The following is a 25,083-nucleotide window of genomic DNA, read 5'->3' as shown; positions in this document are numbered from 1 at the left end:
CGCTTCCTTTTGGGATGTTTGGACAGCGGGGATTAAGGCTACGCCCCTGACCGATGATCGCGCAGTCCCCGGGGGCCAGGCGTCGTCCAGATCACAGTCCTGACCTGCAGTTTGGCTGAAAAAGTACGTTAGAAAGCCGTATCTGAGGGGAACCGATCGGCGTCGAAGGCGCCTGATACCCGGAGCAAACCGGACAAACCCGTACAGTAATCCGCTAACGATCTTCGTATGCGTCTGTGTCGGATCTGTGACAAATGTCCCGGCCGTCGCCCGGCCGTCGCCCGGGCAGGCGGACCTCGATCCGGCAGCCGCGCGGCGACTCGGCGACCGCGATCCGCCCGCCGTGCAGGTCCACCGCCCAGCGGGCGATGGCCAGGCCCAGACCGGTGCCGCCGTCCGCGCCCGGTCCGGCGGCGGTCGCGGTGCCGCTGCGGCTGAACCGCTCGAAGACCCGGGTGCGGTCGGCCGGGGGGATGCCCGGGCCCTCGTCCTGGACCTCCAGCAGCAGGGCGCCGTCCTCGCCGTCGGGCCGGGCGCGCACCGTCACGGTCCCGCCGGGCGGGGAGTGCTTGCAGGCGTTGTCGACCAGGTTGGCGACCACCTGGTGCAGCCGCTCCGGGTCCGCCACGCCGGTCAGGCCGGCCGGGCTGACCTCCAGGGCCAGCCGGACGTCCCCGCGTCGGGAGAAGGCCCCGCCGGCCGTCGCGCCGTCCACGGTGACCCCGCGCAGCACGCCGTCCAGGAACTCGCGCACCTCGAAGCGGCGCGCGTCCAGGTCGACCACGCCGTCGTCGATCTTGGAGAGGTCGAGCAGGTGGGTGACCAGGCGGCCGAGCCGCTCGGTCTGCTCCAGAGCCGCCCCCAGCGTCGCCGGATTGGGCTGGACGACACCGTCGACCACGTTCTCCAGGACGGCGCGCAGCGCGGCGATCGGCGTGCGCAGCTCGTGCGAGACGTTGGCGACCAGCTCGCGCCGGTGCTGGTCGGCGGCCTCCAGGTCGGCGGCCATCCCGTTGAAGGCGGCCGCGAGTTCGCCGATCTCGTCGCGCGAGTTCACCTCGACCCGGCGGCTGTAGTCGCCGGAGGCCATCGCGCGGGCGGCGTCCGTCATCTCGCGCAGCGGGGCGGTCAGCCCGTGCGCGAGGAACTGCATGAAGAGCAGCGAGGCGATCATGGAGAAGACCATGATGATCCGGATCTGGGTCTCGGACCGGATCGCCACGACCACCATCCCGGTGGCCAGGAACACGGAGACGATCACCAGCAGGGCGAGCTTGCCCTTGATCGAGCGGACCGGGTCGAGCGGCCGGATGTCGGCCCAGACCCGGTGGGCGGCACGGACGGCCAGCGGCTGCGGCCGCGCGCCGTCGGATTCCCCGTTGCGTTGCTGTGGAAAGGTCATTGGTTCCCTGTGGTCCCCGCGGGTGTCCCCCCGCGTGGTGGCCAGGCGTCGTCCGGACACGGGCCCCCCGGCGGCCCGTCGTCCGGGGTCGGCCTAGGAGAGCGGGGCTTCCAGGGCGTACCCGACGCCGTGCACGGTGCGGATCCAGCTGGCACCGATCTTCCGGCGCAGCGCCTTGACGTGGCTGTCCACCGTGCGGGTGCCGGACGCGTCCGTCCAGTCCCAGACCTCGGCCAGCAGCTGCTCGCGGGTGAGCACCGCGCGCGGCTGGGCGGCCAGGCAGGCGAGCAGGTCGAACTCGGTCGGCGTCAGGTGGACGTCGCCCGAGGCCAGCCGGACCCGGCGCTGCACGTGGTCGATCTCCAGCTCGCCGAAGCGCAGGCTGCCGAGCGCGGGCGTGCGGGCGGCCTGCTGGGCGCGCTCGACGCGGCGCAGCAGCACGTTGACCCGGGCGGCCAGTTCGCGCATCGAGAACGGCTTCGTCATGTAGTCGTCCGCGCCCACGCCGAGACCGACCAGCAGGTCCGTCTCGTCGTCGCGCGCGGTCAGCATCAGCACCGGCACCGGGCGCTGGGCCTGGATCCGGCGGCACACCTCCAGGCCGTCGAAGCCGGGCAGCATGATGTCGAGGACGACGAGGTCCGGCTGCCAGGTGTGGAAGCCGTCGACCGCGCCGGGGCCGTCGTGGGCCACGGCGACCTTGAAGCCCTCCGCACCCAGTCGGGCTGCGATCGACTCGGCGATCGTCGGCTCGTCCTCCACCACCAGCACTCTGCGTTGGCTGCTCACCGTGCCGCCGGTGTTGACGTTGTCCTGCTGAATTTCTGTCACGGTCACGCCACCGCCCCCAGGGCTGCGGGCCGGCCACCTGTGGGGATGGCGGGGCTCCGCTCGTAGTCTTGTTCCGTCGTGGACTGTGCCGGGTCCGCCGTCCCGTCGCGCGATCGGGAGGCGAGGACGGACTCGTCGGCCGCCCACTTCTCCCGCGCACTTCGCAGCGTACGGACAACGGATGCTTTCCGGCAGGTGGACCGGACGTTTCCGGCCCGTGGGCCGGCTGTTCGGGCCGCCCGCTGACCCACTGCACGAGTGGGCACGGGCCGATACCTTACCCGGCGAATTTTCACTGCGTAACGGTACGTATGCAGTCGAGTTGACGCCAAGTCGCCGGTCAGAGGCCCTACTGACGCGTCAATCGAAACAAGGTCTGGACCAATGTCGGGAATCCGGCACTCCGCCGAGGCGGCGGTCTTCACGGGCTTTTCCCAGCTGCCTCCCAGAACCTCGACGTACCGTGGCCACGACAACACCCGTCCGGGCGGAACCCGCGGTGCGTGCCGGTACGTTGGGCACGGGGAGTGAGCCGGCGGCCACGGGTGCGGAGCGGAGGCGGCATGGCGGGTCTGCGGCGGGACGCCGACGGCTGCGCGCCCGCGGGAGCGCCGTACGGGATGCTCCGGCACGGGCTTCGCACCGGCGTCGTGCGGTGGCTGCTGGAACGCGTGCCGACACCCCGGCGCAACCCCTTCACCCTCGGGTACCTCGCCGTCGTGGGAGCCACCACGACCTTCGCCGGGCTCGCGGACCCTGAACTCGTGCAGCGCCTGCAGGAGGCCTCCAGCTCGGACGGCCACAACCTGCTCCAGCATCCCGTCCGGGCCCTCGTCCTGAGCGGGTTCTGGGTGGCCGGCGAGGTGTGGATGCCGTACCTGTGGGGATTCGCCTTCACCCTCGCACCGCTGGAGCGCAAGGTCGGGCCGGCCAGGGCGGCGGCGGTCTTCGCGGCCGGGCACGTCGCGGCCACGCTGCTCTCCCAGGGCGTGGTGATCCTCGCGGTGGAGACCGGGCGGATGGCGCCCGAGGCGATGGACCACCTGGACATCGGGGTCAGCTACGGCGTGCTCGCCTGCCTGGGCGCGGTGGCCGGGTTGCTCTCCTGGCCCGGGCGGCTGCTCGCACTGGGCGGCGCCGGGCTGATGATCGCCGAGCAGATCGCCTCCGACAAGGACGTGGTCACCGCCGTGGGGCACCCGGCCGCGGTGCTCACGGGGGTGGCGCTCTGGCGCTGGCTGCGGCGCATCGAACGGCGCCCGCCCCGGTACCGCGCCGCGACGGTCGGCGCCGCGCCGGCGCGCGGCGGGGCGCGCGTGTGGACCGCGCGCTGAGGCTCGCGCGCCGAGGTTCGCGCCGAGGTCGACGCACCGGCATTCACGTGCGGGCATTCACGCGCCGACGTTCACGTGCAGCCGTTCATGCGCTGCCATTCACGTGCCGAGTTTCGCGTGCTGACGTTCATGCGCCGGGGTTCGGGGGGCCGGGCTCCCCCGGCGCGTCCAGGAATTCCCCAGATTCGACGGACGCTTCCCAGGTGCGCTTTTGACGGCCCGCCCGCGGGCCGCCCGCGCCGCCTTCCCGGCCGGATCGTGTTCGCTCACGGCGAACTGAACCCCGGGAACATCCGGCCCCCGCCAAGCCTTAGTCAGGTCGACTCAAGTTCACTGACTGGGGAGAGATCATGGCATCGACGTCCACACCGCTCACCCTGCCCGTCCTGCCGCTCGACGACGAGGTCGTCCTGCCGGGCATGGTGGTCCCGCTGGACCTGAAGGACACCGAGGTGCGCGCCGCCGTCGAGGCCGCCCGCGCCGCGGCCGCCGGCGGCGGCAAGCCGCAGGTCCTGCTGGTCCCGCGGGTGGACGGCTCGTACGCGGCGGCCGGCACACTGGCCGCCGTGGAGCAGGTCGGCCGGCTGGCCGACGGTCCGAACACCGCCGGCCAGCCGGTCGCGCTGGTGCGCGCCGTGCGCCGGCTCCGGATCGGCGTCGGCACCACCGGCCCCGGCGCCGCCCTCTGGGTGGAGACCACCCCGTTCCGGGAGTCCTCCGTGGGCACCCCGGTGGCCGGCCGGGCCGCCGAGCTGGTCAAGGAGTACAAGGCGCTGTCCACCCAGTGGCTGCGCAAGCGCGGCGCCTGGCAGATCGTGGACCGGGTCGCCCAGATCGAGGGCGTCGGCGAGCTCGCCGACAACATCGGCTACGCGCCCTTCGCCACCGCGGAGCAGAAGCTCAAGGTGCTCCTGGAGGCCGACCAGGTCGCCCGCCTGGAGTACGCGCTGACCCTGCTGCGCGACCACCTCGCCGAGGAGGAGGTCAACGACACCATCCGCAAGGACGTCGAGGAGGGCGTGGCCAAGCAGCAGAAGGAGTTCCTGCTCCGCCGCCAGCTGGAGGCCGTCCGCAAGGAGCTGGCCGAGCTGAACGGCGAGCCGGCCGACGAGGAGGGCGACTACCGCGCCCGGGTCGAGGCCGCCGACCTCCCCGCGAACGTCCGCGAGGCCGCGCTCAAGGAGGTCGACAAGCTGGAGCGCGCCTCCGACCAGTCGCCCGAGAGCTCCTGGATCCGCACCTGGCTGGACACCGTCCTGGAGCTGCCCTGGAACGAGCGCACCGAGGACGCCTACGACATCGCCGGCGCCCGCGCGGTGCTGGACGCCGACCACGCCGGCCTGGCCGACGTGAAGGAGCGCATCGTCGAGTACCTGGCCGTCCGCAAGCGCCGGGCCGACCAGGGGCTCGGCCTGGTCGGCGGCCGCCGGGGCGGCGCGGTGCTGGCCCTGGTCGGGCCTCCCGGGGTCGGAAAGACGTCGCTCGGCGAGTCGGTGGCCCGCGCCATGGGCCGCACGTTCGTCCGGGTCGCGCTCGGCGGCGTCCGGGACGAGGCCGAGATCCGCGGCCACCGGCGCACCTACGTCGGCGCGCTGCCCGGCCGGCTGGTGCGGGCGATCAAGGAGGCCGGCTCGATGAACCCGGTCGTCCTGCTCGACGAGATCGACAAGGTCGGCTCCGACTACCGGGGGGACCCGGCCGCCGCCCTGCTGGAGGTGCTGGACCCGGCGCAGAACCACACCTTCCGGGACCACTACCTGGAGGTCGAGCTCGACCTCTCCGACGTCGTCTTCCTCGCCACCGCCAACGTGCTGGAGGCCATCCCCGAGCCGCTGCTCGACCGGATGGAGCTGGTCCGGCTGGACGGCTACACCGAGGACGAGAAGGTCGTCATCGCCCGCGACCACCTGCTCCCGCGCCAGCTGGAGAAGGCCGGTCTCGGCGGCGAGCAGGTCAGCGTCGACGAGACGGCGCTGCGCCGCCTCGCCGGGGAGTACACCCGCGAGGCGGGCGTCCGGAACCTGGAGCGCTCGATCGCCCGGGTGCTGCGCAAGATCGCCGCGCAGGCCGAGCTGGGCGAGCGCGAGCTGCCCGCGGCGGTCGGCGCGGAGGACCTGCGCGCCCTGATCGGCAGGCCGCACCACGTGCCGGAGTCCGCCCAGGAGCCGACCGAACGCCGCACCGCCGTCCCCGGCGTGGCCACCGGCCTCGCGGTGACCGGTGCCGGCGGCGACGTCCTCTACATCGAGGCCTCGCTGGCCGACGCCGAGACCGGCGGCACCGGGCTGACCCTCACCGGGCAGCTGGGCGACGTGATGAAGGAGTCCGCGCACATCGCGCTCTCCTTCCTGCGCTCGCGCGGCGCCGAGCTGGAACTGCCGGTCACCTCGCTGCGCGACCGCGGCGTGCACCTGCACGTCCCGGCCGGGGCCGTCCCCAAGGACGGGCCGAGCGCCGGCATCACCATGACCACGGCACTCGCCTCGCTGCTCTCCGGCCGCAAGGTGCGCACCGACGTGGCGATGACCGGCGAGGTGTCGCTGACCGGGCGCGTGCTGCCGATCGGCGGGGTGAAGCAGAAGCTGCTCGCCGCCGACCGGGCCGGGGTCACCACGGTGATCATCCCCAAGCGCAACGAGGCCGACCTGGACGACGTCCCGGCCGAGGTGCTGGAGCGGCTCACCGTCCACCCGGTGTCGGACGTCCGCGAGGTGCTGGAGCTGGCGCTGGAGCCGGCCGAGGTACTGGTGGCGGCCGCCTGATCCGCGTTGCCGGTTCCAGGGGCCGACGGCATCTCCGCGTGCGAGACTGCGGAGATGCCGTCCCCCACGCAGCGCGCCCTGGCCCGGGTGCCGGACCGGCTGCGCCCCTTCCTGGTGCGCCACCGCCGGCTGGTGAAGTTCCTGCTGGTCGGGGGCACCTGCTTCGTGCTCACCATGGTGATCAACCTGGAGCTCAAGTTCACCGTGCTGCAGCACAAGCCGGTGGTCGCGCTGACCGTCGCGACCGTGATCGCCACCGTCGTCTCGTACGTGCTGAACCGCCGCTGGGCCTTCCGGGCCGGCGGCCGCCAGCGTGAGGCCCTGCTGTTCTTCCTGGTCAGCGCGGTGGCGATCGGCGTCAACGACGTGCCGCTGGCGATCTCGCGGTACGTGCTGGACCTGCGCGAGCCGTACGTCAGCTCCTTCACCCAGGAGGTCGCGGACTTCCTCAGCGGCATGGTGGTCGGCACCTTCATCGCGATGCTGTTCCGCTTCTGGGCGATGCAGCGGTGGGTCTTCACCCGGCTCGCCGACCGTCCGGCGGCCGGACCCGGCCTGGTCGGGACGGTGTCCCCGGAACCCGGTTACGCTGCACCCGAGATGCCACGGGATGTGTCGTAGGGGGCGAGGTGAGCCTGATGCACGAACCGGACGGTGTCCGGACCGGGCCCGCCAGCCAGCAGGGCATGCGCCGGGCCAACCTGGCGCTGGTGCTCGGGGTGATCGCGCGCGGCCCGCGCTCCCGCGCCGAGGTGGCCGCCGAGACCGGACTGACCAGGGCCGCGGTCTCCTCGCTCGCCGAACAGCTGATCGCCGCCGGCCTGGTGGTCGAGGCGGGCCCGGCCGCGCCCAGCGGCAAGGTCGGCCGCCCCGGCACCGCGCTCGGACTCAACCCGCTCGGCCCCGGCGGACTCGGCGCCGAGATCGGCGTCCGTCACCTGGGCGCCTGCGTGGTCGACCTGCGTGGGGAGGTCCGCGCCTCGCGGCGCCGGGAGATCTCCAGCCGCGGCCGGGAGCCCGCCGCCGTCATGGCCGACCTCGCGCAGCTGCTGCGCGCGGTCGTCGCCGAGGCGGGCCTGCGCCCGGCCGGACTCACCCTGGCCGTGCCCGGACTGGTCGGCGACTCCGGCGCGGTGCTGCAGCGCGCCGCCAACCTGGGCTGGCAGGACGTCCCGGTGGCCGCCGAACTGCGCGCGGCCCTGCGACCGGCCGCGGACGGCCTGGCCGAGCTGCCGGTCGAGGCCGACAACGAGGCCAACCTCGGCGGGCTGGCCGAGCGCTGGCTGGGCGACGGCCCGGAGGACTTCCTCTACGTCTCCGCCGAGGCCGGGGTCGGCGCCGCGATCGTGGTCGGCGGACGGCTGCTGCGCGGCGCGCGCGGCCACGCGGGCGAGTTCGGCCACGTACCGGTCCGCCCGGACGGACCCCGCTGCGCCTGCGGGGCGCACGGCTGCCTGGAGCAGTACGCGGGCGAGGCGGCGGTGCTGGCGGCGGCCGGACTGTCCGGCGCCCGGGGCGACTGGGTGACGCTGCTCGCCGAGCGGGCCGGGGCCGGCGAGCGGGCGGCCCGGGCGGCCCTGGCCGGCGCCGGGTCGGCGCTCGGCATCGCGGCCGCCGGCGCGGTGAACCTGCTGGACCCGGCCGAGGTCGTCCTGGGTGGCGGCTACGCCCGGCTGGCGCCCTGGCTGCTCCCCGCCATGCGCACCGAGCTGGCCGCCCGGGTCACCGTCCGGCCGTGGGCCGAGGACCGGCTGACCGTCTCCCGGCTGGGCCGCCGCGGCCCGCTGTCGGGTGCGGCGGTGAGCGTCGTGCGCGCCATCGTCGCCGACCCGGGGATGCTCTCGGTCGGCTGACCCTCCGTACGGTCCGCCCGCCCGGAACGCGGTGCCCCGGTCCGGAACGCGCCGAACCGCCGCCGGAACGGGCCGAGCCCCCGGCCGGTGGGGCCGGGGGCTCGGTGCTGCCGGGGAGCGGCGAGGATCACGCCTCGACGCTGACGGGCTCGCGCTCGGGCTGCTCGGCACGGGGGCCGCGCAGGACGGCCAGGAACGCGATGCCGATGCCGACCAGGGCCCAGATCACCAGGACCAGGATCGGCATCCCCAGGTTGGTCGCGTCGAAGTAGGCGATCGACTTGGTGACGCCGGTGCCGGCGCCGTTCGGGATCACCGAACCGATGGCCCGCCAGAACGGCGGCATCATCGGCGCCGGGTAGACCCCGCCCGCGCTCGGGTTGCCCAGGACGACGAAGACCAGCACCGCGATGCCGATGCCGATGATCCCGAACAGGCACTGCAGCGCCATGGTGAACGCGCCGACCGAGAAGACCACCAGGGCGCCGACGGCGGACAGGGCGAGGATCGAGCCGGGCAGGGCGTCCAGCACCGGCCCGGCGATGATCGTGCCGCCGATGCCGGCCGCGACCGAGTAGAGCGCCAGGACGCCCAGGCGGATCAGCAGGCGGTGGGCGTTGGCCGGCTTGGAGCCCGCGCTGATGCCGAGGATCGAGGCGACCAGGTAGCCGCCGACGCACCAGCCGATCACCAGGTAGAAGGAGGACAGGCCGTTGGTGTCGCCCTTGGCGAGCGGCACGACGTCCTGGACCTTGACCGTACGGCCCTGGGTCTGGTCGATCGCGGTGGTGATGCTCTCGGCGGCCTTGGCGGCGGACGGGCCGCGGGCGCCGCCGACCAGCAGGGTGTCCTCGGTGCCGGTCGGGTTCACGACCCACGCGGCGTAGATCTTCTGGTCCTTGATCTGCGCGGTCGCGGTCTCGGCGTCCGGCGCGGTGACGGCCTTGACGGCGTCGTTCGGGACCGCCTCCAGAGCGCCGACCAGCTTGGGCGTGACCTGCGGCGGGGCGACCACCGCGATGGAGAGGTTGTGCGGGGCGGGCTTGTGCAGCGCCCCGATGTAGGAGGTGATGAAGCCGAGCTGGAGGAGCAGCACTCCGATCACGAGCAGTGCCGCGCGCGGTGTGACCGCGCTCTTCAGTTCGGCGACGAAACCCTGCCCAGGGGCTGCCATCGACATCTCCTTGCGTAACGGCGGAAAACGGATCTTCAGAGCCGATACTTCATACCATGAAGTAGTTGGCTCGTGGCACCTCCCGCGCGCGGGGCGGGCCGGTGCCACTGGGCGATACTGACGCGGTGAGCGACGAGGAAGCCCTGGTGGCGGTGGAGCGAGAGGTCGCGCTGATGTTCCGGCGGGGCCGGGCCAGAGTGGCGGAACTCTCACGCCGGGTGCACCCCGGACTGGAGGGCATGGCGTACAGCATGCTCGGCTACATCGAGCAGGCCGGGCGGGTCCGGGTGACCGACGTCGGCGTGCACTTCGCGGTGGGCAAGGCGACGGTGAGCCGGCAGATCCGTGCCCTGGAGGAACTCGGGCTGGTGGCCCGGGAGGCCGACCCGCTGGACCGCCGGGCCGCGCTGGTGTCGCTGACCGAGGACGGGCGGCGGCGCTACCTGGCCGCCCGGGACGTCCGGATGCGGCGGGTGCGCGAGGTGATGGGCGGCTGGTCGCCGGACGACGTGGTCCGCTTCGCGGATCTGCTGCGCCGCTTCAACGACGTCCTGGGGGAGCCGTCGGCCGAGTGACCGGGGGCCGCGGGCAGGTGTGACCGGGGGTCGCGCACGGGTGTGACCGGGGCCTGCGGGCAGGTGGGGCCGGGGCCCGTGGAGCGGGCCTTTACCCACCCTTGAAGAAAGTTGCCTAATTCAACCATCTCCTCTTATGGTTGCTTAAGGCAACGAACTTTCATGATGCGCGTATCCCGCACGCCTGCGCCGAAGGACCCAGATGACCGTGACCACCGAGGCGGTGAGCGGCAGTGCCGCCGCCGTCGACGACCGACAGATGACCCACCGGCAGGTGATGGAGGCGCTCTCCGGCCTGCTGCTCGGCCTCTTCGTGGCCGTGCTCTCCTCGACCGTCGTCTCCAACGCCCTGCCGCACATCCTGGCCGACCTGCACGGCGGCCAGTCCGCCTACACCTGGGTGATCACCGCGGCCCTGCTCACCCTCACCGCCTCTACCCCGATCTGGGGCAAGCTCTCCGACCTCGCCAGCAAGAAGCTGCTGCTGCAGATCGCCCTGCTGATCTACATCGCGACCTCCGCCCTGGCCGGCCTCTCGCAGAACACCGGTGAGCTGATCGCCTGCCGCGCGCTGCAGGGCGTCGGCGCCGGCGGTGTCGTCGCACTGGGCCAGATCTGCCTGGCCGCGATGGTCCCGCCGCGCGAGCGCGGCCGGTACAGCGGCTACTTCGGCGCGGTCTTCGCGCTCGCCACCATCGGCGGCCCGCTGATCGGCGGCGTCATCGTCGACACCTCCTGGCTGGGCTGGCGCTGGTGCTTCTACGTCGGCATCCCGTTCGCGCTGGCGGCGATCGTGGTCGTCCAGCGGACCCTCAAGCTGCCGGTGGTCAAGCGCAAGGCGAAGATCGACTACCTGGGCGCACTGGTCATCACCGCCGCGGTCAGCCTGTTGATGATCTGGATCACGCTGGCCGGCAAGAACTACGCGTGGCTGTCCTGGCAGACCGCGGCCATGGTCGGCGGCGGCCTGGTGCTGGGCGCGCTGGCCGTCGTGGTCGAGCGCCGCGCCGCCGAGCCGATCATCCCGCCGGACCTCTTCAGGTACCGCACCGTCACCCTGGCCGCCCTCGCCAGCGTGCTGGTCGGCGTCGGGATGTACGGCGCGACCACCTTCCTCAGCCAGTACTTCCAGCTGGCCCGCGCCAAGTCCCCGACCACGGCCGGCCTGATGACCCTGCCGATGATCCTCGGCCTGGCCGTCTCCTCGGCCGTCGCCGGCCGGCTGATCACCAAGTACGGCAAGTGGAAGGCCTACCTCGTCGCCGGCACCGCGCTGCTCGCGGTCGGCTTCGCCCTGCTCGGCACCGCCCGGGCCGACACGGACTACGGGCTGCTCTCCCTCTACATGGCGATCACCGGCATCGGTCTCGGCCTGACCAGCCAGAACCTGGTGCTCGCGGTGCAGAACACGGTGCCCCGGCACGAGCTCGGCGCGGCCAGCTCGGTGGTCACCTTCTTCCGCACCATGGGCGGCGCGATGGGCGTCTCCGCGCTCGGCGCGCTGATGACGAACAAGGTCGGCCACTACCTGGCGGAGAACCTGGCCGCCGCGCACGTCCCGGCCGGGCACGCGGCGGCCGGCGGCGGCATCCCGGACCTGCACAGGCTGCCCGCCCCGATCGTCCCGCTGGTGACGGACGCCTTCGGCCACGGCGTCGGCACCGTCTTCCTGTGGGCCGCGCCCTCCGCGGCGCTGGCCTTCGTCACCGTGCTGTTCATCCGGGAGACGGCGCTGAAGACCACCCAGGAGAACTGACCGCCCAGGAGGGCCGATCGGCCGGTGGAGCCGATCGGCCGGGAGGACAGGACCGCCGGGAGGACCGGCCGGACGTCGGGATACGCGAAGGGGCCGGGGAGTGCGCACTGCACTCCCCGGCCCCTTCGCGTCGGGCCCCCGCCGGTCGCTAGTGACCGGCGATCAGCGACAGGCCGTAGCCGACGGCCGCGGCGCAGACCGCGAAGCAGGCGTACGCGCCGGCCAGGGCCAGCTTGCCGCCGCCGGAAGCCGGGGCGCTGCCGCCCTCGCGGGCGGCGCTCAGCGCGGCCTCGCGGCGGGACAGCGCCAGGATGCCGAGCGCGAAGACGGCGACGACGGCGACGGTGATGCCGAAGCTGAAGCCGGCGGTCTGGGCCAGGGCGTTCCACTTGATGTGCATGGTGAGTGCTCCTCAGCCGGCGGCGGTCAGGCCGCGACCGTGGTCGAGGCGGGGGTGGGGACGTTCGAGGTGGCTGCGGTCGGTGCGACCTCGACCGGGGTGACGTCGTTGACGTTGTCCGCTCCGACCGGCTGGCGGCGGGAGATCAGCCACATCGCGCCCGAACCGGCCACCAGCGCGGCGCCGACCAGGACGATGCCCCAGGTGCCCTGCTCGGCCAGCAGGGCCGCGCCGCCGGAGACCACGGCGGCGGCCGGGAGAGTCAGGCCCCAGGTGTAGACCATGCGGCGGACCAGGCTCCAGCGCAGCTCGCCCTTCGGGCCGCCGAGGCCGGCACCCATGATGCCGCCGGAGCAGACCTGGGTGGTGGAGAGGCCGAAGCCCATGTGCGAGGAGGTCAGGATGACGGTCGCGGCGGCCGACTCGGAGGCGAAGCCCTGCGGAGGCCGGATGTCGGCCAGGCCCTTGCCCATCGAGCGGATGATCCGCCAGCCGCCCATGTAGGTGCCGAGCGCGATCGCGGCACCCGCGGAGACGATCACCCAGGTGGGGGGCAGCGCGCCGTGCGGCAGGGCGCCGACCGAGACCAGGGTCAGGGTGATGATGCCCATCGTCTTCTGGGCGTCGTTGGTGCCGTGCGCGAGCGAGATCAGCGAGGACGAGAAGATCTGGCCGGTCTTGAAGCCCTTCTCGGTGGCCGCGTGGTCGCCCTTGCGGGTGATCGCGTAGGCCAGCTTCGTGGCGCCCCAGGAGGCCAGACCGGCGACGAACGGGGAGGCCACCGCCGGGATGATGATCTTGGTGACGACGGTGTCGAAGTTGACGCCGTTCATGCCGACGCCGACGATCGTGGCGCCGATCAGGCCGCCGTACAGTGCGTGCGAGGAGCTGGACGGCAGGCCGCGCAGCCAGGTCAGCAGGTTCCAGAGGATCGCTCCGGCCAGTGCGGCGAAGATGATCTCGGGGTGGATCCCGGCCTTCTCGTTGACGATGCCGCCGGAGATGGTGGTGGCGACCTTCACGGACAGGAACGCGCCCGCGAAGTTGAGGACGGCCGCGATGGTGACCGCGACCTTCGGGCGGAGGGCTCCGGTCGCGATCGCGGTGGCGGCCGCGTTGGCGGTGTCGTGGAACCCGTTGGTGAAGTCGAAGGCGAGCGCCGTGATGATCACAACGGCCACCAGGAACGAGATGTGTTCCATACCCAAACAATCGTCGTAGTTGTCGCACGGACGTTGATGACGTCGCGACCGTAGGTCGGCTGGGTAAACGGAAGGTGAACTGGGCCCCGAATCGTGGTTCCGATGGTTGCCTCGGGGTGACTTTGAGCTTTCGTTAGGGTGACTCAGGGTGTGCTGAACTGGACATTAGCGAAGATCGTCCCGGTTCATTCCGGTTTGGTGAGAGCTGTCTCACAGATCAATCGAGAATTAACCTCCCGGTCCGCGTGCGCCCTGTTTCCGGCGAGTAACCCGTGGGAGGATCTGCGGGATCCGGGAGACCGGGACGGGGCACGGGCGGGGAGGACCAACCCATGGGCGGGGCTGCACAGCGAGCGGAGACGTCAGGAGTGCGTCCCTGGGTACGGGCGGCCCTGCACTGCGGAGCCGTCCTCGCGGCCGCCGCACTCGCCCTGCCGGTCGCCGCCGGCGCCGCCTGGGCGGCGCCCGACCCGGGAGCCGGCACGGTCGTCACCGCCTCCGACCCGCTCGCCGCCGCCAAGGCCACCCTCGGGCCGCTGCTCGACCAGCTGCACACGCTCTACCAGAGCGCCGAGGCCGCCACCGAGCAGTACAACGGCACGGTGGCCAAGATCGCCGAGCAGCAGGCCTCCCTCACCGACCTGCAGGGCAGGCTGGAGCGCCAGCAGAAGCAGGTCGACACCGGCACCGACATAGCCGCGCAGCTCGCCGCCGCGCAGTACCGCAACGGCGCCGCCTCCGCGTACGCCGAACTGCTGCTCTCCAAGGACCCGTACGAGGCGGTCGTCATCGCCGAGCTGCTCGCTTCGGCCAGCCGCTCGCAGTCGGAGTTCCTGGACCGGCTGAAGAGCGACCGGGACGCGCTCGACGGGCTGAAGAAGCAGAACGAGGAGGCCCTGAAGACCTCCCAGGGGCTGGTCGCCCAGCAGGAGGCCGCCAAGGCCAAGGTGGCCGCCGACCTCGCCTCGGTCGAGCAGGTGGTCTCCTCGCTGACGGGCGCGCAGCGGGCCGAGCTGGAGCAGCTGGAGAAGGCGAAGGCGGACGAGGCGCAGCTCGCGTTCCTCGCCTCCGGAGCGCTCGGCAAGGGCGAGCGCACGCCCTCGCAGCAGGGGCGCGGGGCCGTGGCCTTCGCGCTGGCGCAGGTCGGCAAGCCGTACCTGTGGGGCGGCACCGGACCGGACTCCTACGACTGCTCCGGTCTCACCTCGCAGGCCTGGCTGCACGCCGGCAAGGCGATCCCGCGCACCAGCCAGGAGCAGTGGGCGCAGCTGCCGCACGTGGCGCTGAACCAGCTGCGGCCCGGTGACCTGGTCATCTACTTCCAGGACGCCTCGCACGTCGGGATGTACATCGGCGGCGGGCTGATCGTGCAGGCCCCGCGACCGGGGGCGTTCATCAAGGTGTCGCCGATCGGATCGATGCCGATCCTCGGGGCCGTCCGACCGGACCCGTCCGCCGGGGCCGACGACGCGGGCGGTGCCTGGAAGGTGCCCGACCTGCCGGCCGGCTGGGACTCCGTGACGCCGATCGCGCCGAGCCCGACCAAGCCGACGCCGCCGGCCACCGGCGGCCCGACGACTCCGCCGGTCACCCCGGGCCAGCCCACCGGCACGCCGACCGCGCCGACCACCCCGACCGAGCCGCCGACCACGCCGGGCGGGACCGGCACCCCGACCGACCCGGGGACGCCGTCGGGCACCGGCACGCCGGCACCGACCCAGACCCCGACCCAGACCCCGACCGGTCCCGGTACGCCGACCGGCACCCCGACCACGCCCGCCCCCACCGGCACGGGCACCCCGACGGGGACCCCGGCCGGCACCCCGAGCCGGACGGGCTCGGCCACGGCGACGCTGCCGCTGGGCACGCCGACCCACTGACCCTCGGGCCCGACGCGAAAGGCCGCCCCACGTCCTCGGACGTCGGGCGGCCTTCGCGTTCGCGGAGCGGGGCGGGGCGGGGGCCGGGCCGGGCGGGAGCGCGCGGCCCCCGGGGTCACTCGCCGGTGTCGGCGGCGAAGCGGATCACCACGGCCTTGGAGGTCGGGGTGTTGCTGATGTCGGCGGTCGAGTCCAGCGGGACCAGGACGTTGGTCTCGGGGTAGTAGGCCGCCGCTCCGCCACGGGCGACGGGGTAGTGGACGACGCGGAAGTGCGGGGCGCGGCGCTCGACGCCGTCCTTCCACTCGCTGACCAGGTCGACGTACCCGCCGTCGGTGAGGCCCAGGTCGGCGGCGTCGGCGGGGTTGACCAGCACCACGCGGCGGCCGCCCTTGATGCCGCGGTAGCGGTCGTCGAGGCCGTAGATCGTGGTGTTGTACTGGTCGTGGGAGCGCAGCGTCTGCAGGAGCAGCCGGCCCGGCGGCACCTCGGGGGCGGTCATCGGGTTGACGGTGAAGTTGGCCCGGCCGGTCGCGGTGGGGAAGGTGCGGGAGTCGCGGGGACCGTGCGGGAGGGTGAAGCCGCCGGGGCGGCGGACCTTCTCGTTGAAGTCCGCGAAGCCCGGGACGACGCGGGCGATCCGGTCGCGCAGGGTGTCGTAGTCGGTGGCGAAGTCCTCCCACGGCACGGTGTCCCGCGGGCCGAGGACGGTGCGCGCGAGGCGGCAGACGATCGCGGTCTCGGAGAGCAGGCCGGGCGCCGGCGGGCGCAGGCCGCCGCGCGAGGCGTGGACCTGGCCCATCGAGTCCTCGACGCTGACGAACTGGGCGCCGGAGCCGGTGACGTCCCGGTCGGTGCGGCCGAGGGTGGGCAGGATCAGGGCGCGGGCGCCGGTGACCACGTGCGAGCGGTTGAGCTTGGTGGAGACGTGGACGGTCAGCCGGCAGCGGCGCATCGCGGCCTCGGTGACCTCGGTGTCCGGGGTGGCCGCGACGAAGTTGCCGCCCATCGCGAAGAAGACCTTGACCTTGCCGTCGCGCATCGCGCGGATGGTGTCCACCGAGTCGAGGCCGTGCTCGCGCGGCGGCTCGAAGCCGAACTCGTTCTCCAGCGCGTCGAGGAAGGCCTTGCTCGGGCGCTCGAAGATGCCCATCGTCCGGTCGCCCTGGACGTTGCTGTGCCCGCGCACCGGGCAGACCCCGGCGCCGGGGCGGCCGACGTTGCCGCGCAGCAGCAGGAAGTTGACCACCTCGCGGATGGTGGGGACGGCGTGCTTGTGCTGGGTGAGGCCCATCGCCCAGCAGACGATGATCTTCTTCGAGCCCAGTACCAGGCGGCCGAGCTCCTCGATCTGCTCCCAGGGCAGGCCGGTGGCGGCGAGCACCTCGTCCCGGTCGGTCTTCCGGGCCTGGGCCTCGAACTCCTCGAAGCCGTGGCAGTGTTCGGCGACGAAGGCGCGGTCGACGCCGTCCGCCTCCAGGACGATCCGGTTGAGCGCGCGGAACAGCGCGAGGTCGCCGCCGAGGCGGATCTGCAGGAAGAGGTCGGTCAGCTTGGTGCCGTGGCCGACCAGCCCGCGGGCGTGCTGCGGGTTCTTGAACCGCTCCAGGCCGGCCTCGGGCAGCGGGTTGACGCTGACGATGGTGGCGCCGGCCCGCTTGGCGCGCTCCAGGGCGGAGAGCATCCGGGGGTGGTTGGTGCCCGGGTTCTGGCCCGCCACGATGATCAGATCGGCCTGGTAGAGGTCCTTGAGGCTGACGCTGCCCTTGCCGACGCCGAGCGTCTCGGTGAGGGCCGAGCCGGAGGACTCGTGGCACATGTTGGAGCAGTCCGGCAGGTTGTTGGTGCCGAGCCGGCGGGCGAACAGCTGGTAGGCGAAGGCGGCCTCGTTGCTGGTGCGGCCGGAGGTGTAGAAGGCGGCGCCGTCCGGGGTGTCCAGGGCGCGCAGCTCCTCGGCGATCAGCGCGAAGGCGTCGTCCCAGGAGACCGGGGTGTAGTGGGTGGCGCCCTCGTCGAGCAGCATCGGCTGGGTCAGCCGGCCCTGCTGGCCGAGCCAGTAGCCGGAGCGCTCGGCGAGGTCGGCGACCGGGTGGGCGGCGAAGAACTCGGCCCGGATCCGGCGCTCGGTGGCCTCCTCGGCGACGGCCTTGGCGCCGTTCTCGCAGAACTCGGCGGTGTGCGTCCTGTCCGGCTCGGGCCAGGCGCAGCCCGGGCAGTCGAAGCCGTCGGGCTGGTTGACCTTGCGCAGGGTGGCGAGGGTGCGCAGCGGGCCCATCTGCTCGGCGGCCATCCGCAGGCTGTGGCCGACGGCGGGCAGCCCGGCGGCCGCGTGCTGGGGCGCGGACACCTCGGGTGCGTCCTGCGCCGGGTCGCTCTGCGGGGCCTGCTTGGCCATGACGGGGCTCCTCGGGTTCTGCCGGTGCGGGCCGTCCGCGCCGTCGCGGGGCCCGGTGCCCATCCTCGCACCTGGCCGGGGGTGGGGGGAGGGGCCTCTCAGGGGCAGGTCGGGTGCGGGCCGGGGCGCCGGTGCGGTGGGCGGGCGGACGGCGGGGAGCGGCGGGAGGCCACGGGCCGGGGCGGTGGACGGCGTCGGTAGAGTCCTGTGCGTCATGGCGGATGGGGGAGGGGCGCGTGCGAGTCGGTGACGTCCTGGACGGCCGGTACGAGCTGGTGGAGAAGCTCGGCCAGGGCGGTTTCGGAGTGGTGTGGCGGGCCCAGGACGCCCGGATGCGGCGGCCGGTGGCGGTCAAGGTCATCGGGCACCACGGTGGCGACCAGGCGAAGGCGGCGCTGCGGTTCGTGCGGGAGGCCTGCGCGGCCGGCAACCTGTCGCACCCGCACATCGTCACCGTCCACGACCTCGGCCAGTGCGAGGTCGGTGACCGGGAGGTCACCTTCCTGGTGATGGAGCTGCTCACCGGCCGCACCCTGACCGAGGTGCTGCGCGAGGGGCTGCCCGAGCCCGCGCTCGGCCTGCGCTGGGGGCGGCAGATCAGCGGTGCGCTGGCGGCGGCGCACGACGCGGGCATGGTGCACCGGGACATCAAGCCGGACAACGTGATGATCACCGATGCCGGGCACCTGAAGGTGCTGGACTTCGGCATCGCCCAGCTGGACACCGGCGCGGGCGGGCTGACCACCACCGGGACGATCGTCGGCAGCCCGGCGTACATGGCGCCCGAGCGGTGGACCGGCGGCCGGGTGGACGGCCGGGCCGACCTGTACGCGCTCGGCTGCGTGCTGGTCGAACTCTTCACCGGGGCAAGGCCGTTCGGCGGGGACTCGACGCCGGTGCTGATGTACCAGCACCTCAACGAGGCGCCCCCGGCGCTGGATCCGGCGCAGTTCGGGCTGCCGCCGCAGGTGGCCGGGCTGGTCGCGGAGCTGCTGGCGAAGGACCCGGCGGACCGTCCGGCCGACGCCCGGGCGGTCGAGCGGCGGTTGGCCGAGCTGGCCGCGGCACCGGTCGCCGGGGCAGGCTCGGTGGGGGCGGTGCCGACGGTGGTGGACCGGGCCCCGGCCGAGGCCGTCGCGCCGGTCGACGCGGTGGCGCCGGCCGGACCGGTGGTGCCTCCCGCGCCTACCGCGCCGCCTGCGGTGCCCCCGCCCGTCGTGCCCCCGGTCGTCCCGACGGCCGCGCCCCCGGTGGTCCCCGTGGCCCCGCCGGCCGCTCCGCCCGCCGTGCCGGGCGCGTCCCCGTCGGTGCTGTCGCCGCTGACCACACCGCCGGTGCTCGCCGCGCCGCCGCCGGACGCCGTACGGGCCGCGCTGCGCGAGCGGCGGTCCGCCGCGTTCCGGGCGGCGACGGCCGGGGAGTCGGCGATCCAGCTGCAGGCGGTCGCCCAAGAATGCGTGGCCGCGCTCGGCGCGAGCGACCGCGACACCCTCTGCACCTGGCGGGACTTCACCTGGTACCTCAGCCGCACCGGGGACCTGGACGGCGCGATCCGACTGCTGACGAGCGTCGTCGACGACATGCGCTCGGCGCTCGGCCCGCACGACCCGGACACCCTCGGCGCCCGCTACCACCTCGTCTGGTGCATCGGCGAGAGCGGCGCGGCGGTCACCGCGATCCGACTGCTGTGCGAGCTGCTGCCCGACCTGCACGCCGTCTGGGGCCCGCAGGACACCCGCGTCCTGAAGGCCCGGCACGACCTCGCGGTGCACCGGGCCAACCGGGACGACCTGCAGGGTGCCGTGCTCGAACTGCACGGCCTGCTGCCGGACCTCGCCCGGGTGCTGGGCGAGCACCACCCGAGCACCGTCCAGGCCTGGCAGGACCTGGCCGGCTACCAGCAGCGGCTCGCCCAGTCGGGCCGCCGCGGCGGGGGCGGCCCGCACCGGCGCCGGGCACCGAGGATGAGCCCGATGGAGGTGCTGGTGCTGGTGCGCCGGCTCCGGGTCTGGGACTTCGCCACCGACGAGGAGGCCCGGGCCTGCATGGCCGCGTTGGACCGCGGGATCGGCCTGAAGGGCGTCGCGGACGTGGTGTTCCAGGCCCCGGACCACGTCTCGGACGAGGACCTGGTGGAGGAGATCTTCGGGCCGTAGGCACCGTGCTCAGGCCGCGCTCCCGGCCGCGAGCGCCGCGGCCGGGAGCGCGGCCAGCGCCCGCAGCAGCGCCCGGGCGGCCGCGTCGTTCTGCCGGAAACTCGGGGCGTCGGTGCGCGGGCGGGCGAAGGCGGCGGCCGAGCGCAGGCTGGTGTGCGGGCCGAGCGCGGTGCGGCGCGGGTGCGGGGCGCCGCCCAGGGCCGGGTCGAGCAGCCGGCCGTCGGCGGGGTCGACGGCGACCAGGCCGGAGCGGTGGGTGTGGTCCGGGTCGCGCACCACCTCCTCCACGATCCGCCCGGTGCGGTGCAGTTCGCGCAGGAGGGGGTCGAGGGTGCGGGCCGGCGCGTGCTCGGGCAGGTACGCCTCGACGAGCGCCGTCGCGTGGACGGTGTGGCCGGGCACGGTGGTGCCGCCGGCCCGCCAGGTGCCGGTGGCCTCGTCCCGTTCGATCCGGACGCCCGCGCCGAGGAAGCGCACCACCCCGGCCTCGGAGAGCGCCAGCAGTTGGCGCAGCCGGAAGCCGGGCGGGCCGGAGGCGAGGAAGCCGAAGTAGCCGAAGAACCACTCGTCCACCTCCTCGGCGATCGAGCGGGCGGTGAGCCGGCCGCTCGCGAGGACCCGCTGGAGCTGCCCGAACAGTGAGAGCAGGGCGAGGAAGGCGCCGAGGTCGGCGCTGTGCGCGGGGTCGGCGCGGCGGTCCGCGTCGGCGGTGACGTGGTCGCGCAGGTGCCTCTGGAGCTCCTCGGCGGAATCGAGTTCGAGGCCCGCCAGCGGGTGGTCCAGCCGTTCGAAGTCGATCCGGTCGGCGGGGTCGGGCACGGCCTCGGCGATGAGGGCGGCGAGCTCGGGGGTGTACCAGCCGTGCCGGTCGTACCGGGCCAGGAACTCCGGCCAGGGCAGGGCGGTGCGCCCGGGGTGGGCGTGGAACAGCTCGTGGTAGTGGCCGAAGGCGATCTCCTTGGCCATCGACGGCCAGAAGTCGCGCCGCAGCCGCAGCGGGCCGTCGCCGGCGAGCACGGTGTCGACGGCGGCCGCGTCGAAGTACCGGGGGAGCGGGGCGGGCGGGCCCTGCAGCCGGTAGCCGGTCTTGGAGTGGTAGGGGACGCCGCGCCGGGAGCCGAGGTGGAGCACCGGCTCGCGGCCGGACGGGCGGTAGCGCAGTGCGTCGCCGCGGCCGGTGGGCTCGAAGCGGCCGCCGCGGCCCTCGGTGAGCAGGGAGACCAGGTCGACGGCGGCCAGGCCGAGGCCGCGCAGCACCACCTGCTCGCCGGGGGCGATGCCCGCCAACTCGGCGGCCACGTCGGCGGAGTAGGCGGGCGGGAGGTGGAAGCGGCCGTGCCGGGCGGCGAACTCGGCGTCGGCGGTGTGGCGCGGGTGCGGCGCCGAGTCGAGGTGGCCGAGGGTGAGGGCGACGTGGTCGGCGGTGAGCGTGCGGTCGCCCAGCCGGACGGTCTGCGGACCGTCGGCCGGGCCGTCGATCCGCCGCACGGTGTCCCGGTGGACGGTGACGCCGACGTGCGGCGGCAGGTCGGCGACGGCGCGGCGGAACACCCAGTCCAGGTAGGCGCTCTGGGCCCGGCGGGTGGGGAAGTCGGTCGGCAGGAGGGCGTCCAGTTCGGCCCGGACCGCCGGGTCGGCGACCTCTTGGTACGGCGCGAACTCCCGCCGCCGCCGGGCCCATTCGGCGAGCGAGGGGCCGGGCCGGACCGGCCCTTCGAGGGTGGAGCGCTCGTCGGTGAACATGGTGACGTCCTCGGCCATCGAGTTCATCCGCAGCAGCGGGGACTGGTCGTGGCGCCAGATCCGGCCCGCGCCCGGCGGGTACGGGTCGACCAGATGGATCGTCAACGGCCTCTCGGAGGGCAGGAGTTCGGCGGCATTGGCGGCGATCCGCTCCAGCAGGCCGGTGCCGCGCGGGCCGGCACCGGCGATCACCAGCGTGCTCATGCCCGCACCACCTTCACGACGGCCGCGCGGGCCCGCTGCAGCGGCCCCGGCGGCAGGCCGTCCCGGGTGGCGCCCTTGGCGAAGTGCCGCTCCACGTAGTACTGGCCGACGGACAGCAGGGTGGTGACCACCAGGTACCAGACGGTCGCGACCATCAGCATCGGGATGACCTGGTACGACTGCAGGTAGACCAGCTGCACCGAGTAGAGCAGGTCGGACACGGCCAGCACGCTGACGATGCTGGTGCCCTTGAGCGCGCCGATCAGCATGTTCCCGGCGGACGGCACGATCGCGCGCATCGCCTGCGGCACGACGATCCGGCGCAGCACCCGCCATCGGCCGAGCCCGAGCGCGGCCGCCGCCTCCAGCTGGCCGCGGTCCACCGAGAGGATGCCGCCGCGGATCACTTCGGCGGCGTAGGCGGTCTCCAGCAGGGTGAGGCCGATGACGGCGGTCAGGGTGGGGCCGATCAGGTCGACCGTGCGGACCGTGACGAACTCGGGGCCGAACGGGATGCCGAGGCCGAGCGTCGGGTAGAGCGCGCCGATGTTGAAGAAGAACAGCAGCAGCACCAGTGGCGGGGTGGACCGGAAGATCCAGGTGTAGACCCAGGCGATGGTGCGCAGCACCGGGTTGGCGGAGAGCCGCATGGTGGCGAGGACGGTGCCGAACACGAAGCCGAGGGCGAGGGTGACAGCGGTCAGCCAGAGGGTCAGGGCGAGTCCGTCGAGCACCGACCGGGCGGTGAACCAGTCCGCGACCACGCTCCACTGGAAGGCCTCGTTGCGGATCACCGAGGTGACCGCCATGGACGCCAGCAGCAGCGCGACCGCGGCGGCGGCCCACTGGCCGGGCCTGCGGCGGGGGACGATCCGGGGCGCGCGGTTCTCGTCGTCCTCGTCGGGCGCGGGCGGCGGGCCGGACCGGCGGAGTGCGGAGGGGGTGGGCAGGACGTCCTGCGGGGTGGCCATGGCGGAGGCTCCTGGCGGGGTTGCGGGAGTGCGGGCGGGTACGGCTGTCATCACGTACGTGGGGCCTGGACGCCGGCCCGCGTCCCTCAACGCGGCCGGCGCACTGCACTGCACTCCGCGCCGATCGTACGCATGCGCGATCGACGGCTGTCAAGGTCGGCCGGGGGGTGCGGCGAGGCCGTCGGAAGGACGACAAGAGATCGCAACAGTGCTGACATGATGGATGGTTGACGTACCGCTCGGCCGACTGCTCAACTTGACGGCATGTACGCCGAGCAGCCCCTGGTCACCCGCGACCACATCGACTTCGGTCGGGTGTGGTCGGCGGCGTGTCGCGGCTGACCCGGCAGCGGGCCGCCCGCCCGGCCTGATCGCCCGCGGGGAAGCCTCCCTCGGCTCGCCCCGTCGCGGGTCGGACTCCCGCTCGATCCGACGACGCGCCGCGCATCCGCCGTCGTCCCCCGCTCCGCACTGCGCTCCAGCAGCTCCCCGCCCGATCGGCGCTCGCCGTGACGTGCCCGAACGGCCGCCCGCCGCGGCCTCCGCCGGTGTGCCCGCACCCTGCGGCAGTCCGCCCGCACTCCCCGAAAGGCCCCCTCCGTGAGAACCACCACCGTCCGCCGCCGCCTGCTCGCGGCCACCGCCCTGCTGCCGGTCCTCGCGCTGGCCGCCTGCGGCTCGGACCCGAAGATCGCGGGCGCGGCGGGGGCGGGCGGCCCGGTCGCCTCCGCCACCGAGGACGTCGTCTCCGGCCTGGCCGTCTCGGCGGCCGCGGCCGCGCTGCTGCCCGAGGAGGTCCGCAAGGCCGGCACGGTGACGTTCGGCTCCTCCTTCGGCACGGCGCCCACCGCCTTCTACCTCGACCAGGTGAGCAAGAAGCCCGCCGGGATCGACGTGGACTTCACCGACGCGGTGGCCAAGGTGCTCGGCCTGACCGTGGAGCGGCAGGAGGCCGCGTTCGAGACCATCCTGCCCGCCCTGGACAGCGGGAAGTTCGACGTCGGCACCGGGAACTTCGGAGTCACCACGGCCCGACTGAAGACCGTCGACTTCGTCACCTACATCGACGACGGCCAGGGCTTCGCGGTGCGGAAGGACGACACCGTGCTCCAGCCGATCACCGACCTGGTCAAGCTGTGCGGGCTGACCGTCGGCACCGGCGCCGGCACCACCTTCGAGACCACTCTCAACAGCCACCGGAACGTCTGCACCGACGCCGGGAAGAAGCCGTACGAGGTCAAGGCGTTCAGTGAGAGCGGCGCGCTGCTGACCAGCCTCCGGCAAGGGCGGGTGGACATCGAGATGTCCACCATCAACGGCCTGCGCCACCAGGCCGCCCAGGAGGCCTCCGGGACCCGCTTCCTCGGCGAGTTCCACCGCCTCGACGTCGGCTTCGCCTTCAAGAAGGGCTCCAAGCTCACTCCGGCCTTCCAGGCGGCGGTCAACCAGCTGATCAAGGACGGGACGTACCAGCGGATCCTGCGCAAGTGGGGGGTCGCCGACTCGGCGATCACGGAGTCCCGGATCAGCCCGCCCGAGAACGCGTGAACGCCGGCCCCGCCACGACACCAGGAGGAAACCCGTGACCACCCCGACCGGGACCGGGCCGACCACGGCCGCCCCGATGGTGCGGGTCCGCGGCCTGCACAAGAACTTCGGCCGGCTGGAGGTGCTGCGCGGCGTCGACCTGGACGTCCCCGCGGGCTCGGTGACCGTGGTGCTCGGCCCGTCCGGCTCCGGGAAGTCCACCCTGCTGCGCGCGATCAACCACCTGGAGAAACCGTCCCGCGGCCACGTCGCGATCGGCGGCGAGCCGATCGGCTACCGGCGGGCCGGGGACCGGCTGTACGAGCTCAGCGAGCGCGAGGTGCTGCGGCAGCGCACCGGCATCGGCTTCGTGTTCCAGAACTTCAACCTGTTCCCGCACCTCACCGTGCTGGAGAACCTGGTCGAGGCGCCGGTCGCCGCGCTGCGCCGGCCCCGGGCCGAGGCGAGGGCGACGGCCCTGGCGCTGCTGGAGCGGGTCGGGCTGGCCGACAAGGCCGCCTGCCACCCGCGGCAGCTGTCCGGTGGGCAGCAGCAGCGGGTGGCGATCGCCCGGGCGCTGGCGCTGGAGCCGAAGGTGCTGCTGTTCGACGAGCCGACCTCGGCGCTCGACCCGGAGCTGGTCGGCGAGGTGCTGGACGTCATCAAGGACCTGGCCCGCAGCGGCACCACGATGATCGTGGTCACCCACGAGATCGGCTTCGCCCGCGAGGTCGCCGACACCGTGGTCTTCATGGACGGCGGCGTGGTGGTCGAGCAGGGCCCGCCGGCCGAGGTCCTGGACCGGCCGCGGCACGAACGCACCCGGGCCTTCCTCGCCAAGGTCCTCTGAACCCCGGAGTGCGTGACGACGACCGCAGCGCCCGGCCGGCGGCCGTTCACCCGTTCGTCCCCGCCCGC

At 73.6% G+C, this 25,083-nt stretch carries 18 protein-coding genes; 10 read left to right on the top strand and 8 right to left on the bottom strand.

The window, feature by feature from the left end; translation table 11 throughout:
- Positions 1 to 214: 214 nt before the first annotated feature.
- Positions 215 to 1,402 (bottom strand): sensor histidine kinase, encoded by a 1,188-nt coding sequence (locus ACZ7KX_RS14945; RefSeq protein ID WP_396544369.1) that lies wholly within the window; start codon positions 1,400 to 1,402, stop codon positions 215 to 217.
- A gap of 93 nt (positions 1,403 to 1,495) precedes the next feature.
- The gene (locus tag ACZ7KX_RS14940) at positions 1,496 to 2,233 is read right to left on the bottom strand and encodes a response regulator transcription factor (RefSeq protein ID WP_350522953.1); all 738 of its coding nucleotides are present in this window, start codon (positions 2,231 to 2,233) and stop codon (positions 1,496 to 1,498) included.
- 563 nt (positions 2,234 to 2,796) lie between these two features.
- Here ACZ7KX_RS14940 and ACZ7KX_RS14935 point away from each other — a divergent pair.
- The 4 genes from ACZ7KX_RS14935 (at position 2,797) to ACZ7KX_RS14920 (ending at position 8,182) form a co-directional block, all read left to right on the top strand.
- The gene (locus ACZ7KX_RS14935) at positions 2,797 to 3,567 is read left to right on the top strand and encodes a rhomboid-like protein (RefSeq protein ID WP_470326792.1); all 771 of its coding nucleotides are present in this window, start codon (positions 2,797 to 2,799) and stop codon (positions 3,565 to 3,567) included.
- Between the two features lie 350 nt (positions 3,568 to 3,917).
- A complete protein-coding gene (gene lon / locus ACZ7KX_RS14930; protein ID WP_470326791.1) occupies positions 3,918 to 6,329 on the top strand; it encodes an endopeptidase La in 2,412 nt (803 codons plus the stop codon).
- 54 nt (positions 6,330 to 6,383) lie between these two features.
- Entirely contained in the window at positions 6,384 to 6,950 is a 567-nt protein-coding gene (locus ACZ7KX_RS14925) for a GtrA family protein (protein WP_470326790.1), read from the top strand.
- Between the two features lie 17 nt (positions 6,951 to 6,967).
- Positions 6,968 to 8,182, top strand: a complete 1,215-nt coding sequence (locus ACZ7KX_RS14920) for an ROK family transcriptional regulator (RefSeq protein ID WP_470326789.1) — start codon at positions 6,968 to 6,970, stop codon at positions 8,180 to 8,182.
- A gap of 127 nt (positions 8,183 to 8,309) precedes the next feature.
- Here the strand turns inward: ACZ7KX_RS14920 and ACZ7KX_RS14915 are convergent, their stop codons facing one another.
- A complete protein-coding gene (locus ACZ7KX_RS14915) occupies positions 8,310 to 9,356 on the bottom strand; it encodes an ABC transporter permease (RefSeq protein ID WP_470326788.1) in 1,047 nt (348 codons plus the stop codon).
- 125 nt (positions 9,357 to 9,481) lie between these two features.
- Between ACZ7KX_RS14915 and ACZ7KX_RS14910 the strand changes: the two genes are divergently transcribed.
- Both ACZ7KX_RS14910 and ACZ7KX_RS14905 read left to right on the top strand, forming a co-directional pair.
- Positions 9,482 to 9,931 (top strand): MarR family winged helix-turn-helix transcriptional regulator, encoded by a 450-nt coding sequence (locus ACZ7KX_RS14910; protein WP_402800814.1) that lies wholly within the window; start codon positions 9,482 to 9,484, stop codon positions 9,929 to 9,931.
- A gap of 259 nt (positions 9,932 to 10,190) precedes the next feature.
- On the top strand, positions 10,191 to 11,687 hold the full coding sequence (locus ACZ7KX_RS14905) for an MDR family MFS transporter (RefSeq protein WP_470326967.1): 1,497 nt from the start codon (positions 10,191 to 10,193) through the stop codon (positions 11,685 to 11,687).
- A gap of 148 nt (positions 11,688 to 11,835) precedes the next feature.
- Here ACZ7KX_RS14905 and ACZ7KX_RS14900 read toward each other — a convergent pair whose 3' ends face one another.
- Both ACZ7KX_RS14900 and ACZ7KX_RS14895 read right to left on the bottom strand, forming a co-directional pair.
- Complete coding sequence (locus ACZ7KX_RS14900) at positions 11,836 to 12,087, bottom strand: hypothetical protein (RefSeq protein WP_350522945.1); 252 nt, start codon at positions 12,085 to 12,087, stop codon at positions 11,836 to 11,838.
- Positions 12,088 to 12,113: 26 nt separating this feature from the next.
- Entirely contained in the window at positions 12,114 to 13,289 is a 1,176-nt protein-coding gene (locus ACZ7KX_RS14895; protein WP_470326787.1) for an inorganic phosphate transporter, read from the bottom strand.
- Between the two features lie 368 nt (positions 13,290 to 13,657).
- Between ACZ7KX_RS14895 and ACZ7KX_RS14890 the strand changes: the two genes are divergently transcribed.
- The gene (locus ACZ7KX_RS14890; protein ID WP_470326786.1) at positions 13,658 to 15,169 is read left to right on the top strand and encodes an NlpC/P60 family protein; all 1,512 of its coding nucleotides are present in this window, start codon (positions 13,658 to 13,660) and stop codon (positions 15,167 to 15,169) included.
- Between the two features lie 115 nt (positions 15,170 to 15,284).
- On the opposite strand, the gene ACZ7KX_RS14885 is transcribed toward ACZ7KX_RS14890, so the two are convergent.
- The gene (locus ACZ7KX_RS14885; RefSeq protein WP_470326785.1) at positions 15,285 to 17,564 is read right to left on the bottom strand and encodes an FdhF/YdeP family oxidoreductase; all 2,280 of its coding nucleotides are present in this window, start codon (positions 17,562 to 17,564) and stop codon (positions 15,285 to 15,287) included.
- A gap of 236 nt (positions 17,565 to 17,800) precedes the next feature.
- On the opposite strand from ACZ7KX_RS14885, the gene ACZ7KX_RS14880 reads away from it, so the two are divergent.
- Positions 17,801 to 19,720 (top strand): serine/threonine-protein kinase, encoded by a 1,920-nt coding sequence (locus ACZ7KX_RS14880; protein WP_470326784.1) that lies wholly within the window; start codon positions 17,801 to 17,803, stop codon positions 19,718 to 19,720.
- A gap of 9 nt (positions 19,721 to 19,729) precedes the next feature.
- Here ACZ7KX_RS14880 and ACZ7KX_RS14875 read toward each other — a convergent pair whose 3' ends face one another.
- Positions 19,730 to 21,667 (bottom strand): FAD/NAD(P)-binding protein, encoded by a 1,938-nt coding sequence (locus tag ACZ7KX_RS14875; protein ID WP_470326783.1) that lies wholly within the window; start codon positions 21,665 to 21,667, stop codon positions 19,730 to 19,732.
- A complete protein-coding gene (locus ACZ7KX_RS14870; protein ID WP_470326782.1) occupies positions 21,664 to 22,638 on the bottom strand; it encodes an amino acid ABC transporter permease in 975 nt (324 codons plus the stop codon). Before ACZ7KX_RS14870 ends, ACZ7KX_RS14875 begins: the two co-directional genes overlap by 4 nt.
- 600 nt (positions 22,639 to 23,238) lie before the next feature.
- Here ACZ7KX_RS14870 and ACZ7KX_RS14865 point away from each other — a divergent pair.
- Positions 23,239 to 24,186, top strand: coding sequence for an ABC transporter substrate-binding protein (locus ACZ7KX_RS14865; protein WP_470326781.1), 948 nt, complete (start codon positions 23,239 to 23,241; stop codon positions 24,184 to 24,186).
- Between the two features lie 76 nt (positions 24,187 to 24,262).
- Entirely contained in the window at positions 24,263 to 25,015 is a 753-nt protein-coding gene (locus tag ACZ7KX_RS14860; RefSeq protein ID WP_470326966.1) for an amino acid ABC transporter ATP-binding protein, read from the top strand.
- Positions 25,016 to 25,083 lie beyond the last annotated feature (68 nt).

This window comes from Kitasatospora sp. NPDC038210, from assembly GCF_055600605.1.
This window is presented reverse-complemented; position numbering and strand designations above follow the sequence as displayed.